Annotated in this window: 14 protein-coding genes and 2 riboswitches; all 14 genes read left to right on the plus strand. The window is 40.9% G+C overall.

Translation table 11 applies throughout. From position 1 onward, the window contains the following. Window positions 1–15 precede the first annotated feature (15 nt). The 14 genes from typA (at window position 16) to DSY56_RS00260 (ending at window position 16,180) form a co-directional block, all read left to right on the plus strand. Window positions 16–1,857, plus strand: a complete 1,842-nt coding sequence (gene typA / locus DSY56_RS00190) for a translational GTPase TypA (protein WP_000164111.1) — start codon at window positions 16–18, stop codon at window positions 1,855–1,857. Between the two features lie 19 nt (window positions 1,858–1,876). Then, window positions 1,877–2,131, plus strand: coding sequence for a DUF3165 family protein (locus DSY56_RS00195; protein WP_112443449.1), 255 nt, complete (start codon window positions 1,877–1,879; stop codon window positions 2,129–2,131). 114 nt (window positions 2,132–2,245) lie between these two features. Further along, entirely contained in the window at window positions 2,246–3,598 is a 1,353-nt protein-coding gene (murD, locus tag DSY56_RS00200) for a UDP-N-acetylmuramoyl-L-alanine--D-glutamate ligase (protein ID WP_112443450.1), read from the plus strand. Between the two features lies 1 nt (window position 3,599). Continuing rightward, on the plus strand, window positions 3,600–4,658 hold the full coding sequence (locus tag DSY56_RS00205) for a UDP-N-acetylglucosamine--N-acetylmuramyl-(pentapeptide) pyrophosphoryl-undecaprenol N-acetylglucosamine transferase (RefSeq protein ID WP_060627867.1): 1,059 nt from the start codon (window positions 3,600–3,602) through the stop codon (window positions 4,656–4,658). A gap of 9 nt (window positions 4,659–4,667) precedes the next feature. Then, on the plus strand, window positions 4,668–5,888 hold the full coding sequence (locus tag DSY56_RS00210) for an FtsQ-type POTRA domain-containing protein (protein WP_112443451.1): 1,221 nt from the start codon (window positions 4,668–4,670) through the stop codon (window positions 5,886–5,888). 232 nt (window positions 5,889–6,120) lie between these two features. After that, the gene (gene pyrF, locus DSY56_RS00215) at window positions 6,121–6,816 is read left to right on the plus strand and encodes an orotidine-5'-phosphate decarboxylase (protein ID WP_112443452.1); all 696 of its coding nucleotides are present in this window, start codon (window positions 6,121–6,123) and stop codon (window positions 6,814–6,816) included. Between the two features lie 39 nt (window positions 6,817–6,855). Further along, window positions 6,856–7,488 carry an orotate phosphoribosyltransferase gene (pyrE, locus tag DSY56_RS00220; RefSeq protein WP_112443453.1) on the plus strand — a complete coding sequence of 211 codons (633 nt, stop codon included), beginning with the start codon at window positions 6,856–6,858 and terminating at the stop codon, window positions 7,486–7,488. Window positions 7,489–7,860: 372 nt separating this feature from the next. After that, complete coding sequence (lysS, locus tag DSY56_RS00225; protein ID WP_112443454.1) at window positions 7,861–9,351, plus strand: lysine--tRNA ligase; 1,491 nt, start codon at window positions 7,861–7,863, stop codon at window positions 9,349–9,351. A gap of 624 nt (window positions 9,352–9,975) precedes the next feature. Next, window positions 9,976–11,112 (plus strand): L-lactate oxidase, encoded by a 1,137-nt coding sequence (gene lctO, locus DSY56_RS00235; protein ID WP_049531486.1) that lies wholly within the window; start codon window positions 9,976–9,978, stop codon window positions 11,110–11,112. Window positions 11,113–11,260: 148 nt separating this feature from the next. Next, window positions 11,261–11,349, plus strand: a riboswitch (TPP riboswitch). 217 nt (window positions 11,350–11,566) lie between these two features. Next, window positions 11,567–12,235 carry a TenA family protein gene (locus DSY56_RS00240; protein ID WP_112443455.1) on the plus strand — a complete coding sequence of 223 codons (669 nt, stop codon included), beginning with the start codon at window positions 11,567–11,569 and terminating at the stop codon, window positions 12,233–12,235. 129 nt (window positions 12,236–12,364) lie between these two features. Beyond that, the gene (gene thiM, locus DSY56_RS00245) at window positions 12,365–13,147 is read left to right on the plus strand and encodes a hydroxyethylthiazole kinase (RefSeq protein WP_200832307.1); all 783 of its coding nucleotides are present in this window, start codon (window positions 12,365–12,367) and stop codon (window positions 13,145–13,147) included. 1 nt (window position 13,148) lies between these two features. Beyond that, entirely contained in the window at window positions 13,149–13,778 is a 630-nt protein-coding gene (gene thiE / locus DSY56_RS00250; protein ID WP_112443457.1) for a thiamine phosphate synthase, read from the plus strand. A 209-nt stretch (window positions 13,779–13,987) separates the two neighbouring features. Further along, a riboswitch (TPP riboswitch) is annotated at window positions 13,988–14,076 on the plus strand. 157 nt (window positions 14,077–14,233) lie between these two features. Next, window positions 14,234–14,794 carry an ECF transporter S component gene (locus DSY56_RS00255; protein WP_050108240.1) on the plus strand — a complete coding sequence of 187 codons (561 nt, stop codon included), beginning with the start codon at window positions 14,234–14,236 and terminating at the stop codon, window positions 14,792–14,794. Beyond that, on the plus strand, window positions 14,795–16,180 hold the full coding sequence (locus DSY56_RS00260) for an ATP-binding cassette domain-containing protein (RefSeq protein ID WP_112443458.1): 1,386 nt from the start codon (window positions 14,795–14,797) through the stop codon (window positions 16,178–16,180). It begins immediately after the preceding gene. Window position 16,181 lies beyond the last annotated feature (1 nt).

Below are 16,181 nucleotides of genomic sequence, written 5' to 3' on the forward strand. Positions count from 1 at the left end.
ATTATAGAGGAAATCATGACAAAATTAAGAGAAGATATCCGTAACATTGCGATTATCGCCCACGTTGACCACGGTAAAACAACCCTCGTTGACGAATTATTGAAACAATCAGAAACGCTTGATGCACGTACTGAATTGGCTGAGCGTGCTATGGACTCAAACGATATCGAAAAAGAGCGTGGAATTACCATCCTTGCTAAAAATACAGCCGTTGCCTACAACGGAACTCGTATCAACATCATGGACACACCAGGACACGCGGACTTCGGTGGAGAAGTTGAGCGTATCATGAAAATGGTTGACGGTGTTGTCTTGGTCGTAGATGCCTACGAAGGAACCATGCCACAGACTCGTTTTGTATTGAAAAAAGCTTTGGAACAAGATCTTGTCCCAATCGTGGTTGTTAATAAAATCGATAAACCATCAGCTCGTCCAGCTGAAGTAGTGGACGAAGTCTTGGAACTTTTCATCGAGCTTGGTGCAGATGATGACCAGCTTGACTTCCCAGTGGTGTATGCTTCAGCGATCAACGGAACTTCTTCATTGTCAGATGATCCAGCTGACCAAGAAGCTACTATGGCACCAATCTTTGACACGATTATCGACCATATCCCAGCTCCAGTAGATAACTCAGATGAGCCTTTACAGTTCCAAGTGTCACTTTTGGACTACAATGACTTCGTTGGACGTATCGGTATCGGTCGTGTCTTCCGTGGTACTGTTAAGGTTGGGGACCAAGTTACCCTTTCTAAACTTGACGGCACAACTAAAAACTTCCGTGTTACAAAACTCTTTGGTTTCTTTGGTTTGGAACGTCGTGAAATTCAAGAAGCCAAAGCAGGTGACTTGATTGCCGTTTCAGGTATGGAAGATATCTTTGTCGGTGAAACCATTACTCCGACAGATGCAGTAGAAGCTCTTCCAATCCTACACATCGATGAGCCAACTCTTCAAATGACTTTCTTGGTCAACAACTCACCATTTGCTGGTAAAGAAGGTAAATGGGTGACTTCTCGTAAGGTAGAAGAACGCTTGCAGGCCGAATTGCAAACAGACGTTTCCCTCCGTGTTGACCCAACTGATTCACCAGATAAATGGACTGTTTCAGGACGTGGAGAATTGCACTTGTCAATCCTTATCGAAACAATGCGTCGTGAGGGTTATGAACTTCAAGTATCTCGTCCAGAGGTTATCGTAAAAGAAATCGATGGTGTTAAATGCGAACCATTTGAACGTGTTCAAATCGACACTCCAGAAGAATACCAAGGTTCTGTTATCCAAAGCCTTTCTGAACGTAAGGGTGAAATGTTGGATATGATTTCAACTGGTAACGGTCAAACTCGTTTGGTCTTCCTTGTTCCAGCGCGTGGTTTGATTGGATACTCAACTGAGTTCTTGTCAATGACTCGTGGTTACGGTATCATGAACCATACCTTCGACCAATACTTGCCATTGATTCCAGGGGAAATTGGTGGACGTCACCGTGGTGCCCTTGTTTCTATCGATGCTGGTAAGGCTACAACTTACTCAATCATGTCTATCGAAGAACGCGGTACGATCTTTGTCAACCCAGGTACTGAGGTTTATGAAGGAATGATCATCGGTGAAAACTCTCGTGAAAATGACTTGACAGTTAACATCACTAAGGCGAAACAAATGACCAACGTTCGTTCAGCTACTAAGGACCAAACAGCTGTTATCAAGACACCTCGTATCTTGACACTTGAAGAGTCTCTTGAGTTCTTGAACGACGATGAGTACATGGAAGTAACGCCTGAGTCTATCCGTTTGCGTAAACAAATCCTTAACAAAGCAGAGCGTGAGAAAGCTAACAAGAAGAAAAAATCAGCTGAATAAGAGCTAGAAAGAGAGAAAGATGGTCTATTTAGTCCTAGGAATTTTACTGCTCCTACTCTATGTATTTGCGACACCAGAAAGCATTAAAGGGACAGTCAATATCGTCCTTGTCGTCTTTGCTTTTGTAGCACTCTTGATTTTGCTCATGTTGTCTGTTCTGCAAATTTTTCAGCTACCGACAGAATTCTTTATCGCAATCGCCATGCTCTTCTTAGCATACTTTAGCTTGCGAGATATTACCCTCATGTCGGTTAATAAAAGTAAAAGAAGATAAAAAGAGAGTTTCGGCTCTCTTTTTGCTTGTTAGAATGCTGAATCTGAGCATTTTCGTTTAGAATTATTTCCATAAAAATGGTAAAATAGTAAGAGTAGAAATGGAGTTTGAGACATGAAAGTAATAGATCAATTTAAAAATAAGAAAGTCCTTGTTTTAGGTTTGGCCAAGTCTGGTGAATCCGCAGCTCGTTTGTTGGATAAGCTGGGTGCCATTGTGACAGTAAATGACGGGAAACCATTCGAGGACAATCCAGCTGCGCAAAGTTTGCTGGAAGAAGGGATCAAGGTCATTACAGGTGGCCATCCTTTGGAACTCTTGGATGAAGAGTTTGCCCTTATGGTGAAAAATCCAGGTATCCCCTACAGCAATCCCATGATTGAAAAGGCTTTGGCCAAGGGGATTCCAGTTTTGACTGAGGTGGAATTGGCTTACTTGATTTCAGAAGCACCGATTGTTGGTATTACTGGTTCAAATGGTAAAACAACCACAACGACTATGATTGGGGAAGTTTTGACTGCTGCTGGGCAACATGGTCTTTTATCAGGAAATATAGGCTATCCAGCTAGTCAAGTGGCCCAAACTGCGTCAGACAAGGACACGCTTGTCATGGAACTTTCTTCTTTCCAACTCATGGGCGTTCAAGAATTCCATCCTGAGATTGCGGTTATTACTAACCTCATGCCAACTCATATCGACTACCATGGCTCTTTTGAAGAGTATGTAGCAGCCAAGTGGAATATCCAGAACAAGATGACAGCGGCTGATTTTCTTGTCTTGAACTTTAACCAAGACTTGGCAAAAGAATTGGCTAGCAAAACACAAGCTACTGTTGTACCATTTTCAACACTTGAAAAGGTTGATGGAGCTTATCTGGAAGATGGTCAGCTCTTCTTCCGTGGTGAAGTGGTCATGGCAGCGAATGAAATCGGTGTTCCAGGTAGCCACAATGTGGAAAATGCTCTTGCGACGATTGCTGTAGCCAAGCTTCGTGGTGTAGACAATCAAACCATCAAGGAAACTCTTTCAGCCTTTGGTGGTGTCAAACACCGTCTCCAATTTGTGGATGAAATCAAGGGTGTTAAATTTTATAACGACAGTAAGTCAACCAATATCTTGGCTACTCAAAAAGCATTGTCAGGATTTGACAACAGCAAGGTTGTCTTGATTGCAGGTGGTTTGGACCGTGGCAATGAGTTTGACGAACTGGTTCCAGATATTACTGGACTCAAGAAGATGGTCATCCTTGGTCAGTCTGCAGAACGTGTCAAACGGGCAGCAGACAAGGCTGGTGTGTCTTATGTGGATGCGACTGATATTGCTGATGCGACCCGCAAGGCCTATGAACTTGCGACTCAAGGAGACGTGGTTCTTCTCAGTCCTGCCAATGCCAGCTGGGATATGTATGCTAACTTTGAAGTACGTGGCGACCTCTTTATCGACACAGTAGCGGAGTTAAAGGAATAATATGAAAAAAATTGTCTTTACAGGTGGGGGGACGGTTGGACACGTCACCCTCAATCTTTTGTTAATGCCCAAGTTCATCGAAGATGGTTGGGAAGTCCACTATATCGGGGACAAGCGTGGTATTGAACACCAAGAAATCCTCAAGTCGGGCTTGGATGTCACCTTCCATTCCATTGCAACTGGAAAATTGCGTCGCTATTTCTCTTGGCAAAATATGCTGGACGTCTTCAAAGTTGGCTGGGGAATTGTCCAATCGCTCTTTATCATGTTGCGACTTCGTCCACAAGCTCTTTTTTCAAAGGGAGGATTTGTCTCAGTGCCGCCTGTTATCGCAGCGCGTGTGTCAGGAGTGCCAGTCTTTATTCACGAATCGGACCTGTCTATGGGATTGGCCAATAAAATCGCCTATAAATTTGCGACGAAGATGTATTCAACCTTCGAACAAGCTTCAAGTTTGTCTAAGGTCGAGCATGTGGGAGCAGTTACCAAGGTTTCAGACCAAAAAAATCCAGAACCAGATGAATTGGTGGATATTCAAACCCACTTTAATCCTAAATTGCCAACTGTATTGTTTGTCGGTGGTTCTGCGGGCGCTCGTGTCTTTAACCAATTGGTGACAGACCATAAGAAAGAACTGACAGAACGCTACAATATTATCAATCTAACTGGAGATTCTAGTCTGAACGAGTTGAGCCAAAATCTCTTTCGTGTCGACTACGTGACCAATCTCTATCAACCCTTGATGGAATTGGCTGATATTGTTGTGACACGTGGTGGTGCCAATACGATTTTTGAGCTCTTGGCCATGGCAAAATTGCATGTTATTGTGCCACTTGGTCGTGAAGCTAGTCGTGGTGACCAGATTGAAAATGCAGCTTACTTTGTAAAAAAAGGCTATGCAGAAGAGCTTCAAGAAAGCGATTTGACCTTGGATAGTTTGGAAGAGAAGCTTTCTCACTTACTAAGTCACAAGGAAGATTACCAAGCCAAGATGAAGGCTTCAAAGGAATTGAAATCTCTAGCAGATTTTTATCAATTGTTGAAAAAAGATTTATCATAAGGAAAGTAAATGTCAAAAGATAAGAAAAATGAGGGCAAAGAAATCCTCGAAGAATTGAAAGAGTTATCAGAATGGCAGAAACGAAACCAAGAATACCTAAAAAAGAAGGCTGAAGAAGAGGCAGCCTTAGCTGAGGAGAAGGAAAAGGAAAGACAAGCTCGAATGGCTTCAAAATCCGAAGAGTCAGATGAAACTGAGAACCAGAAGAGTGAATTTGATCCAAAAGACCCAGAATCAGCTAAGGGAGAGTCTGACGAAAAAGTAGCATCCTCAGAGGCTGACAAAGAGGAAGAAGAGATAGAAGAATCAGGGTCTAAAGAGAAGGAGGAACAGGATAAAAAGCTTGTTAAAAAGGCTACTAAGGAAAAAACAGCCAAAGCAAAGATTCCTGGCATCCATATCTTACGAGCCTTAACGATTTTATTTCCAAGTCTGCTTTTATTGATTGTCTCTGCCTACTTGCTCAGCCCTTATGCGACTATGAAGGATATCCGTGTTGAGGGAACAGTGCAAACTACGGCTGATGATATTCGACAGGCTTCAGGCATTCAGGATTCGGATTATACGATTAACCTTCTGCTAGATAAGGCAAAATATGAAGAGCAGATTAAGTCTAACTATTGGGTTGAATCAGCTCAGCTTGTTTATCAATTTCCAACCAAGTTCACTATCAAGGTCAAGGAATACGATATTGTGGCCTACTATGTTTCTGGTGAAAATCATTATCCTATTCTTTCCAGCGGTCAGCTTGAGACTAGTTCTGTGAGCCTGGTCAGTCTGCCAGAAACTTATATATCAGTTTTCTTTAATGACAGCGAACAAATCAAGGCTTTTGTCTCAGAACTTGCTCAAATTAGCCCAGAACTCAAGGCAGAGATCCAAAAGGTGGAACTAGCCCCAAGCAAGGTGACTTCCGATTTAATTCGATTGACCATGAATGATTCGGACGAAATCTTGGTTCCCCTTTCTGAAATGAGTAAGAAATTGCCTTATTACAGCAAGATTAAGCCACAATTGTCAGAACCAAGTGTGGTCGACATGGAAGCTGGAATTTACAGTTACACTGTGGCGGATAAATTAATTATGGAGGCTGAGGAAAAAGCCAAACAAGAGGCTAAGGAAGCCGAGAAAAAGCAGGAAGAAGAACGTAAACGTTTAGAAGAAGAACAGAAAAAACAAGAGGAAGAGAGCAATCGAAATCAAACAAATCAGCGTTCATCGCGTCGTTAGGTTTAGCTTTTCTCCTATAGCCCTTTAGTTTCCATGTTTTTACTTGACAAGTGCTAGTAGAAATAATAGAATAGTAAAAAACCTTTAAAGCAGTCCAGAGAGGCAGCTAAGGTTAGACGGTGAAAGGGTGGAGACTACCTATTTTTCGTGGAACCTTGCTGTTGGCAGGTTCCTTTTTTCGTGGCTTCTTGTGGCCAGACTCTCTCACTAGCAAAGGTAAAAGGAGAAACCTATGCGAGAACATCGTCCAGTCATTGCTCTTGATTTTCCTAGTTTTGAGGCGGTCAAGGAATTTTTAGCTCTTTTCCCAGCAGAAGAAAGCCTTTATCTAAAGGTAGGGATGGAGCTTTATTACGCAACGGGGCCTGAGATTGTGTCTTACTTGAAAGATCTGGGTCACAGTGTCTTTTTGGATCTCAAACTTCATGACATTCCCAATACAGTTAAGTCAGCCATGAAGGTCCTGTCTCAGCTTGGTGTGGACATGACCAATGTTCATGCGGCTGGGGGTGTAGAGATGATGAAGGCTGCGCGTGAAGGTCTTGGAATCCAAGCCAAATTGATTGCAGTGACTCAGCTGACCTCAACGTCAGAAGCCCAGATGCAGGATTTTCAAAATATCCAAACCAGCCTGCAAGAATCTGTCATTCATTATGCTAAGAAGACAGCTGAAGCGGGTTTGGATGGTGTCGTTTGCTCGGCTCAGGAAGTGCAAGTCATCAAGCAGGCTACCAATCCAGATTTTATCTGTCTAACACCGGGCATTCGTCCGGCCGGAGCTGCTGTTGGAGATCAAAAACGCGTTATGACACCTGCTGATGCCTATCAAATCGGTAGTGACTATATCGTAGTGGGACGTCCCATTACTCAAGCTGAGGATCCTGTTGTAGCTTATCATGCTATCAAGGATGAATGGAACCAAGACTAGAATTAAAGAAATAGATTAGAAAAACAAAAGGAGAAGACCATGACACTTGCTAAAGATATCGCTAGCCACCTCTTGAAAATTCAAGCCGTTTACCTCAAACCAGAGGAGCCTTTCACTTGGGCATCTGGTATCAAGTCACCGATTTATACGGATAACCGTGTGACCCTTGCCTATCCAGAAACTCGTACCTTAATTGAAAATGGTTTTGTAGATGCTATCAAAGAAGCCTTTCCTGAGGTTGAAGTGATTGCAGGAACTGCGACAGCTGGGATTCCACACGGAGCTATTATTGCTGACAAGATGAATCTGCCATTTGCCTATATCCGTAGCAAACCAAAAGATCATGGCGCTGGTAATCAAATCGAAGGTCGCGTAGCTCAAGGTCAAAAAATGGTAGTGGTTGAAGACCTCATTTCAACTGGTGGTTCTGTTCTTGAAGCTGTAGCAGCTGCTAAACGAGAAGGAGCAGAGGTTCTCGGTGTTGTAGCGATTTTCAGTTACCAATTGCCAAAAGCAGATAAGAACTTTGCGGATGCTGGTGTGAAATTGGTAACACTTTCAAACTATAGCGAGCTTATCCATCTAGCCCAAGAAGAAGGCTATATCACACCAGAAGGACTTGATCTTCTAAAACGCTTTAAAGAAGACCAAGAAAATTGGCAAGAAGTGTAAAAAATCAAAAGACTAAAAGGTTAAAAATTATACTATTCTGTCATATCAGGTATATGAATGACAAGATTGAAGTTGTTAATGTTTTTTACGTCAATTGTTTCAGTTTTAGATTTGCTTGGCTTGCTCTTATATAAAAAGTAGCACACGTCATGAAAGTTACAAGGGTTAAAGTATAATCCATAAACATGGTCAGATCCCTTTTCTGAGATGTTGAAATTTCTTGCTTATCCCAGTTTTTTCAGTGATTTTAGCGTCAAGTTCTTTTTAGTTTTGAAAGATTATCCGTGAATTTCTTGGTTATTTATGATAAAATGGGAGTATCGCAAAAAATGACTCATCGTATTCAATTTTGAGTAAAACTAGGAGGATCCCATGTCAACAGAACATATGGAAGAACTAAATGACCAGCAGATCGTTCGCCGTGAAAAAATGGCTGCGCTCCGTGAACAAGGAATCGATCCTTTCGGAAAACGCTTTGAACGTACTGCAAATTCACAAGAATTAAAAGATAAATATGCCGACCTCGATAAAGAACAATTACATGATAAAAACGAAACAGCTACTATCGCAGGACGCTTGGTAACCAAACGTGGTAAAGGAAAAGTTGGCTTTGCCCACCTTCAAGACCGCGAAGGTCAAATCCAAATCTACGTTCGTAAGGATGCTGTCGGTGAAGAAAACTACGAAATCTTCAAAAAAGCAGACCTTGGTGACTTCCTTGGTGTCGAAGGTGAAGTGATGCGTACGGATATGGGAGAACTCTCTATCAAGGCTACTCACATCACACACTTGTCTAAGGCTCTTCGTCCTCTTCCTGAGAAATTCCACGGTTTGACAGACGTTGAAACAATTTACCGTAAACGTTACCTTGACTTGATTTCGAACCGTGAAAGCTTTGAACGCTTTGTCACTCGTTCAAAAATCATCTCTGAAATCCGTCGTTATCTTGACCAAAAAGGTTTCCTTGAAGTGGAAACGCCTGTTCTTCATAACGAAGCTGGTGGTGCTTCTGCCCGTCCATTTATCACCCACCACAATGCCCAAAACATTGACATGGTACTTCGTATCGCGACTGAGCTTCACTTGAAACGCCTTATCGTGGGTGGTATGGAACGCGTCTATGAAATTGGCCGTATCTTCCGTAACGAAGGAATGGACGCTACTCATAACCCTGAGTTTACTTCTATCGAAGTCTACCAAGCTTATGCTGACTTCCAAGACATCATGGACTTGACGGAAGGCATTATCCAACATGCTGCTAAAGCTGTTAAAGGTGATGGTCCAGTCAACTATCAAGGTACTGAAATCAAGATCAACGAACCATTTAAACGTGTTCACATGGTGGATGCTATCAAAGAAATTACTGGTGTCGATTTCTGGCAAGATATGACTTTGGAAGAAGCTAAAGCTATCGCTGCTGAGAAGAAAGTTCCAGTTGAGAAACACTACACTGAAGTTGGTCACATTATCAATGCCTTCTTTGAAGAGTTTGTTGAAGAAACTTTGATCCAACCAACCTTTGTCTATGGACATCCAGTAGCTGTATCTCCACTTGCTAAGAAGAATCCTGAAGACCAACGCTTTACTGACCGTTTCGAGCTCTTCATCATGACTAAGGAGTACGGTAATGCCTTTACTGAGTTGAACGATCCAATCGACCAACTTAGCCGCTTTGAAGCCCAAGCTAAAGCCAAAGAACTTGGTGATGATGAAGCGACTGGCATCGACTATGACTACATTGAAGCCCTTGAATATGGTATGCCACCAACAGGTGGTTTGGGAATCGGTATCGACCGTCTCTGCATGCTCCTCACGGATACAACTACTATCCGTGATGTATTGCTCTTCCCAACAATGAAATAAACGCTTATCCTCTGGTACTTGTCAGAGGATTTTTTTGATGCAAAAAGAGACTGAATTTAAGGAGAAAATGAAGTATAGTGTGTTGAAGTTGAAATAGTACACTTTGATTTCTAAGACATTGTTAGAAATTGGTTTAAATTCCCTAATCAATTTGCGCATGTTTTATTTCATTTTACGATAGTATGCTGAAACTTTTCAAAAAGTACTAGAAATTGACTTGGATCCCCCAATTGATTTGTTCAGATTCACTATAAATAAAAAATTAATAAGTGGGATAGGAAGTTAGCGTCAACTAGGATAGTATCTTGCTTAAACAGTATATATGGGACTGATATAAGTCCATAGGCCCTATTAGAGGATGTTCTGGTGTCTTATTCATTTGTTTTTTATAGCATTAGTAGATAGAATCATCAAATAAAAAAGTAGTTCAAATGTCTGGCAGCAAAAAATCTCAACGATTCACTTAATATAGACTAAAGTTTAGAGTTTAAGGAAAGTAGGGATAGTATATTGTATGAAAAAATAAGATGGTTTTTAAGCAAAACTCTTGAAAATGATTGAAAAAAGAGTTATTATAGTTGTATAGTAAAAAGCAAACGCTTACTTAATCAAGGAGGACAGTTTATGTCATACAAAACAAGCAATGCAGAAGGTCATGTAGATTTCATCAATACCTATGATTTGGAGCCAATGGCGCAACAAGTGATCCCTAAAGCAGCCTTTGGTTATATCGCCAGTGGAGCAGAGGATACTTTCACTTTAAGAGAGAATATCCGCGCCTTTAACCACAAACTCATTGTTCCTCATACGCTTTGCAATGTAGAAAATCCAAGCACAGAGATTGAATTTGCAGGTGAAAAACTATCTTCTCCAATCATTATGGCACCTGTTGCGGCTCATAAATTAGCAAATGAACAGGGGGAAGTGGCGACTGCGCGTGGTGTGCATGAGTTCGGTTCTCTTTACACAACCAGTTCTTACTCTACTGTTGACCTTCCAGAGATTTCTGAAGCCCTCCAAGGGACACCTCATTGGTTCCAATTTTACTTTAGTAAAGATGACGGGATTAACCGCCACATCATGGACCGTGTGAAGGCTGAAGGTTATAAAGCGATTGTCTTGACGGCAGATGCTACTGTAGGGGGTAATCGTGAAGTGGATAAGCGTAATGGTTTTGTCTTCCCAGTTGGCATGCCGATTGTTGAAGAATACCTGCCAGAAGGTGCTGGTAAATCAATGGACTTTGTTTACAAATCAGCTAAACAACGCTTGTCTCCACGTGATGTAGAATTTATCGCTGAATACTCTGGACTTCCTGTTTATGTTAAGGGACCACAATGCCGTGAGGATGTTGAACGTTCGCTTGCTGCGGGAGCTTCTGGTATCTGGGTAACCAACCACGGTGGTCGTCAAATCGACGGTGGACCAGCTGCCTTTGACTCGCTTCAAGAAGTGGCAGAAGCAGTTGACAAACGTGTGCCGATTGTCTTTGACTCTGGTGTTCGTCGTGGTCAACATGTCTTTAAAGCCTTGGCCTCAGGAGCAGACTTGGTAGCTATTGGCCGCCCTGTTATCTATGGCTTGGCTCTCGGAGGTAGTGTCGGTGTACGTCAAGTCTTTGAACACTTGAATGCGGAATTGAAGACAGTTATGCAGTTGTCTGGAACTCAGACTATTGAAGATGTCAAACACTTCAAGCTCCGTCACAATCCATACAACCCAACCTTCCCAGTTGACCCACGTGACTTAAAATTGTATTGATAAAAGAGATTGCCTCCACTGAATGTGGAGGTTTTTCTTCGTGTATTGGAAGAATAAATCGCTATCAAAAACTATATAAAGATATTTTTCGGTCAAATATCTTGCTAGAGCTTTCATTTTTTGCTATACTGGTGCAGTAATTAAATAATAAAGACATTTGGGGTGCTTTAAGCTGAGATGATACCCATTGAACCTGATACAGTTAAGACTGGCGAAGGGAAATGTGAACAGTTTTTTTCGTGTGGTGAAATGAACGATCTAATCTTGTAAGTCAACTCTAATTCTTGATTGTAATTGGAGTTTTTTTGTTTATATAAAACTGGATAGGCTTGTTTAGGTAGCTCTCTGCAAATGCCCTAGATTTTCTTTAAAAGGGTCAAGTAAAACTAGGATTTTGCTTGGTATCTCTTGGTATTTTATTGATTACTAAGGAGTAAAGAGAGGAAAAATAAATATGGAAACACAGATTTATGCATTTCAGCCAGGTTTGACTGTTGGAGAATTATTAAAAAGTAGTCAGAATGATTGGCAGGCTGCTGTCAATCATCGTTTTGTCAAGGAACTTTTTACAGGGACAATTAAGAATAAGGTCTTAAAAGACTACCTAATTCAAGATTATCACTTCTTTGATGCCTTCTTATCCATGCTGGGTGCCTGCGTAGCTCACGCAGACCAGCTTGAATCCAAACTTCGTTTTGCCAAGCAACTAGGCTTTCTTGAAGCAGATGAAGATGGTTATTTCCAAAAGGCTTTCAAAGAGTTAAAAGTATCTGAGAATGATTATCTGGAAGTGACCTTGCACCCTGTAACAAAAGCCTTTCAGGATCTTATGTATTCGGCAGTGGCTTCATCAGACTATGCCCATCTTTTGGTCATGCTGGTCATTGCAGAAGGTCTCTATTTAGACTGGGGTTCTAAAGATTTGGCTCTACCTGAAGCCTATATTCATTCGGAATGGATCAATCTCCACAGAGGTCCTTTCTTTGCAGAGTGGGTTCAATTTCTGGTTGACGAACTCAATCGTGTCGGGAAAGGTCGAGAAGATTTGACAGAACTTCAGCAACGCTGGAATCAAGCGGTCGCTTTAGAATTAGCCTTTTTTGATATTGGTTATGACGCCTAGAGAAAGTTTAGGATATTTACAAATTTGATGAGGTAAATCATTCAATGTAAATGAAAAAAATTTCTTAACAAAAGATAGAGATAAATCGAAATCAGTATATCGTATAAAGTGAAAAGGAAGGATTTCAATATGACAAGTTTAAAATTATTAAAAGAAAAAGCACCTTTGGTCATTTGCATAACCAATGATGTAGTAAAAAATTTCACAGCAAATGGATTAGTAGCACTGGGTGCCTCACCAGCTATGAGCGAGTACCCAGCAGACTTAGAAGATCTATTAAAATATGCTGGAGGATTATTGATTAACATTGGGACTTTAACGGATGATAATTGGAAATTATACCAAGCTGCTCTGAAAATTGCAGAGAAATATAATGTCCCAGCAGTTTTAGATCCTGTAGCCTGTGGAGCAGGAGAATATAGAAAAAAAGTAGCAGATGATTTAATCAACAATTACAAACTAGCTGCGATTAGGGGAAATGCTGGCGAGATTGCTTCTTTAGTAGGTATAAATGTGGCATCTAAAGGAGTAGATAGTGCTGGTGTGGATAATATTGATGAGATTGCTCTAGCAGCCAACGATAAGTTTCATATTCCAATAGTAGTGACTGGAGAAGTTGATGCGATTGCTGTTAATGGAGAAGTGGTAACGATTCATAATGGTAGTGCCATGATGCCAAAAGTCATTGGGACAGGATGTTTATTAGGGGCAGTGGTAGCAAGCTTTATCGGACTAGAAAAAGGTCAAGAATTGAAATCATTAGAAACAGCAATGTTGGTTTACAATATCGCTGGAGAAATGGCAGAAAAACGTCCAAATGGACATCTTCCTGGAACATTTAAAGTTGAATTTATGAATGCCTTATACGAGATTTCAGATGAAGATGTAAAGGAATTCAAAAGAGTGAAGTAAAATGTTTCATAAAGAATTACTAAAACTATATTTTATTTGTGGAACGACTACTTGCCAAGGAAAAGATCTATTTATGGTCGTTGAGGAAGCCTTAAAAGGTGGTATAACCTTATTTCAATTCCGTGAAAAAGGTGAGGGAGCCCTGGAAGGTAAAGAAAAAGTCGAATTAGCAATTAAACTACAGGATCTTTGTAAAAAATACAATGTTCCATTTATCGTTAATGATGATATTGATTTGGCGATGGAAATTGACGCTGATGGCGTACATGTAGGACAAGATGACCTTGGAGTTGATGAAATTAGAAAATTGATGCCAGATAAAATAATTGGTCTTTCTATAAAAAACGAGAAAGAATTTCAACAGTCAAAAGTTGAATATGTAGATTATGTTGGTGTTGGTCCTGTATTTGATACCCAGTCAAAAGATGATGCTGGTGGCGCTATAGGTTATGAAGGTCTTAAATTGATGAGAAAACTATTGCCACAAATGCCCTTAGTTGCAATTGGTGGGATACAGACGCAACATATTAAAGACATTATGAAGACCAATGTTGACGGTGTTTCAATCATTTCAGCAATATCGTATGCAAAAAATATAGAAAAAACTGTTCGAGAAATGAGTGAACAATAGGTATCTATCCTTGGATTCTAAGTAAGTGGAAGTTTTCCTTTTCTAAAAAGATATGTCCAGATTCAGTTTAAATAGCTAATCTATCAAACAAGACATTTGGTTTTTGCAAAAGAAAGATCTGCTGTCTTTGTGAGTGCAAGGCTGTATTTCCAGTTCAATTTCTTGAACTAGTATAAAATGTGTGTTATAATAATCATACAATTAAATAATAAAGACATTTGGGGTGCTTTAGGCTGAGATGATACCCATTGAACCTGATACAGTTAAGACTGGCGAAGGGAAATGTGAAAAGTTTTTTTCGTATGTCGAAAAGAACGGTCTAATCTTGTAAGCTAAACTCTAATTCCTATCTGTAATTAGAGTTTTTTCTTTTACGAAACTGGATGAAGGTGCTATAAAGCCTTTTGGTAGCTCACCTTGAGCACCCCACTTTTCTTTAAAAAAGGAGTTTTTTTATGTTGAAAAAATGGCAGTTAAAAGATGTTATCTTGCTTGCTTTCTTGTCTATCTTTTTTGGTGGGGTTTTCGTTGGTTCAGGATATGTGTATAATATTCTCAGCCTACTCTTAACACCTCTTGGTTTACAGGCTTTTGCCAATGAAATCCTTTTTGGACTCTGGTGTATGGCTGCGCCCATTGCTGCCATCTTTGTTCCGAGAGTCGGAAGTGCAACGATTGGAGAAGTGCTAGCTGCGCTTGCTGAAGTCCTTTATGGTAGCCAATTCGGTCTAGGTGCCCTTTTGTCCGGCTTGGTTCAAGGTTTGGGAAGTGAACTTGGTTTTATCGTAACTAGAAATCGCTATGAAAGTTGGCTCTCTCTAACTGCTAATAGTATTGGGATTACGCTTGTTAGCTTTATCTATGAATACATTAAGTTAGGTTACTACGCCTTTTCACTTCCGTTTGTCCTTTCCTTGCTTGTGGTACGTTTTATTTCTGTTTATTTCTTCTGTACCATTTTGGTTCGTGCCATTGTCAAACTCTATCATCAGTTTGCAACTGGAGGAAAGGCATAGATGGGGCTGGAATTACGGGAGATTCAGTCCCCAATCTTCTTTGAGCCGATTGATTTTACTTTTCATGCGCAAGCCTTTACCTTGTTAGTTGGGAGCAGTGGTTCTGGAAAATCGAGTCTCTTTCAAATGATTGCCCAAGTCAGTTCTCTTCCCTATAGCGGTCAAGTTCTGATAGATGAGAGCGAGGTCAGTCAGCTTTCTATCGTCAAACGTGTCCAGACGGTTGGCATTCTCTTTCAAAATCCCAATCATCAATTTACCATGGAGAGCTTGTTTGAGGAGCTGATTTTTACCTTGGAGAATATCGGCTATCCCGTTCAGGAAATTGATTCTAAAATAGCAGAGGTTGTCCAGCAATGTCGTTGCAAGGACATCTTGCACCGTCCCATCCATCACTTATCAGGCGGAGAAAAGCAAAAGGCTGCTTTGGCTGTTCTCTTTGCTATGAATCCTAGGGTCTATCTATTAGATGAGCCCTTTGCTTCCATTGATCGCAAGAGTAGGATAGAGATATTGGAGATTCTAAAAGAGTTGGTCTCTAATGGGAAGACAGTTATTTTGTGCGACCATGATTTATCTGATTATGAAGCCTATATCGACCATATGGTGGAGCTAAGAGACGGACAACTAAGGGAAGTGTTTCAAATCCCTTCCTCTGAGATGACACAGATTTCTTCAAAGAATGTTGCTTCTAGTCCAGAACTATTCCATATGGATCGAATGACTTGTGAGCTGGATAAGCGCTCCCTCTTTTCGATTGCGGATTTTACATTCTACCAAGGAATTTCTTGTATCTTGGGTGATAATGGTGTCGGGAAATCAACCCTCTTTCGGTCTATTCTTCAATTTCAAAAGTATAAGGGGCGCATTACCTGGAAGGGGACAGTCCTGAAAAAGAAAAAGAGTTTGTACCGTGACCTGACGGGTGTTGTTCAGGAAGCTGAGAAGCAGTTTATCAGAGCCAGTCTGCGAGAAGAGCTTCAATTAGATGGACCTGATTCTGAAAGAAATCAGCGAATTTTCCAAGCTTTACAATATTTTGATCTGGAGCAGGCTCTTGATAAGAGTCCCTATCAATTAAGTGGTGGCCAGCAAAAGATTTTTCAGCTCTTGACCATCTTGACCAGCAAGGCTTCTGTGATCTTGCTAGATGAACCTTTTGCAGGTTTGGATGATAGAGCCTGCCATTATTTTTGTCAGTGGATTGTGGAGGAGAGAAATCAAGGAAGAAGTTTTCTGATCATTAGCCATCGTTTAGATCCCTTGATCTCTGTGGTTGATTATTGGATTGAGATGACTAGTCAGGGTCTTCGTCATGTGAAATCAGTGACCATTACTAAACCACTTACATCTCAGAGTAGCAATATCCAAGGGGAGGTGAGATAGT

The organism is Streptococcus sp. 596553 (assembly GCF_900411395.1).
Classification (GTDB): Bacteria; Bacillota; Bacilli; order Lactobacillales; family Streptococcaceae; genus Streptococcus; species Streptococcus mitis_BA.

What these genes read in the sequence shown, in the direction of transcription:
- DSY56_RS00255 (WP_050108240.1), top strand. Translation starts at nt 14,234, where the DNA reads ATGTTGAAAAAATGGCAGTTAAAAGATGTTATCTTGCTTGCTTTCTTG.
- lctO (WP_049531486.1), top strand. Translation starts at nt 9,976, where the DNA reads ATGTCATACAAAACAAGCAATGCAGAAGGTCATGTAGATTTCATCAAT.
- pyrF (WP_112443452.1), top strand. Translation starts at nt 6,121, where the DNA reads ATGCGAGAACATCGTCCAGTCATTGCTCTTGATTTTCCTAGTTTTGAG.
- lysS (WP_112443454.1), top strand. Translation starts at nt 7,861, where the DNA reads ATGTCAACAGAACATATGGAAGAACTAAATGACCAGCAGATCGTTCGC.
- DSY56_RS00210 (WP_112443451.1), top strand. Translation starts at nt 4,668, where the DNA reads ATGTCAAAAGATAAGAAAAATGAGGGCAAAGAAATCCTCGAAGAATTG.
- murD (WP_112443450.1), top strand. Translation starts at nt 2,246, where the DNA reads ATGAAAGTAATAGATCAATTTAAAAATAAGAAAGTCCTTGTTTTAGGT.
- pyrE (WP_112443453.1), top strand. Translation starts at nt 6,856, where the DNA reads ATGACACTTGCTAAAGATATCGCTAGCCACCTCTTGAAAATTCAAGCC.
- DSY56_RS00240 (WP_112443455.1), top strand. Translation starts at nt 11,567, where the DNA reads ATGGAAACACAGATTTATGCATTTCAGCCAGGTTTGACTGTTGGAGAA.
- thiM (WP_200832307.1), top strand. Translation starts at nt 12,365, where the DNA reads ATGACAAGTTTAAAATTATTAAAAGAAAAAGCACCTTTGGTCATTTGC.
- DSY56_RS00195 (WP_112443449.1), top strand. Translation starts at nt 1,877, where the DNA reads ATGGTCTATTTAGTCCTAGGAATTTTACTGCTCCTACTCTATGTATTT.
- thiE (WP_112443457.1), top strand. Translation starts at nt 13,149, where the DNA reads ATGTTTCATAAAGAATTACTAAAACTATATTTTATTTGTGGAACGACT.
- DSY56_RS00205 (WP_060627867.1), top strand. Translation starts at nt 3,600, where the DNA reads ATGAAAAAAATTGTCTTTACAGGTGGGGGGACGGTTGGACACGTCACC.
- typA (WP_000164111.1), top strand. Translation starts at nt 16, where the DNA reads ATGACAAAATTAAGAGAAGATATCCGTAACATTGCGATTATCGCCCAC.
- DSY56_RS00260 (WP_112443458.1), top strand. Translation starts at nt 14,795, where the DNA reads ATGGGGCTGGAATTACGGGAGATTCAGTCCCCAATCTTCTTTGAGCCG.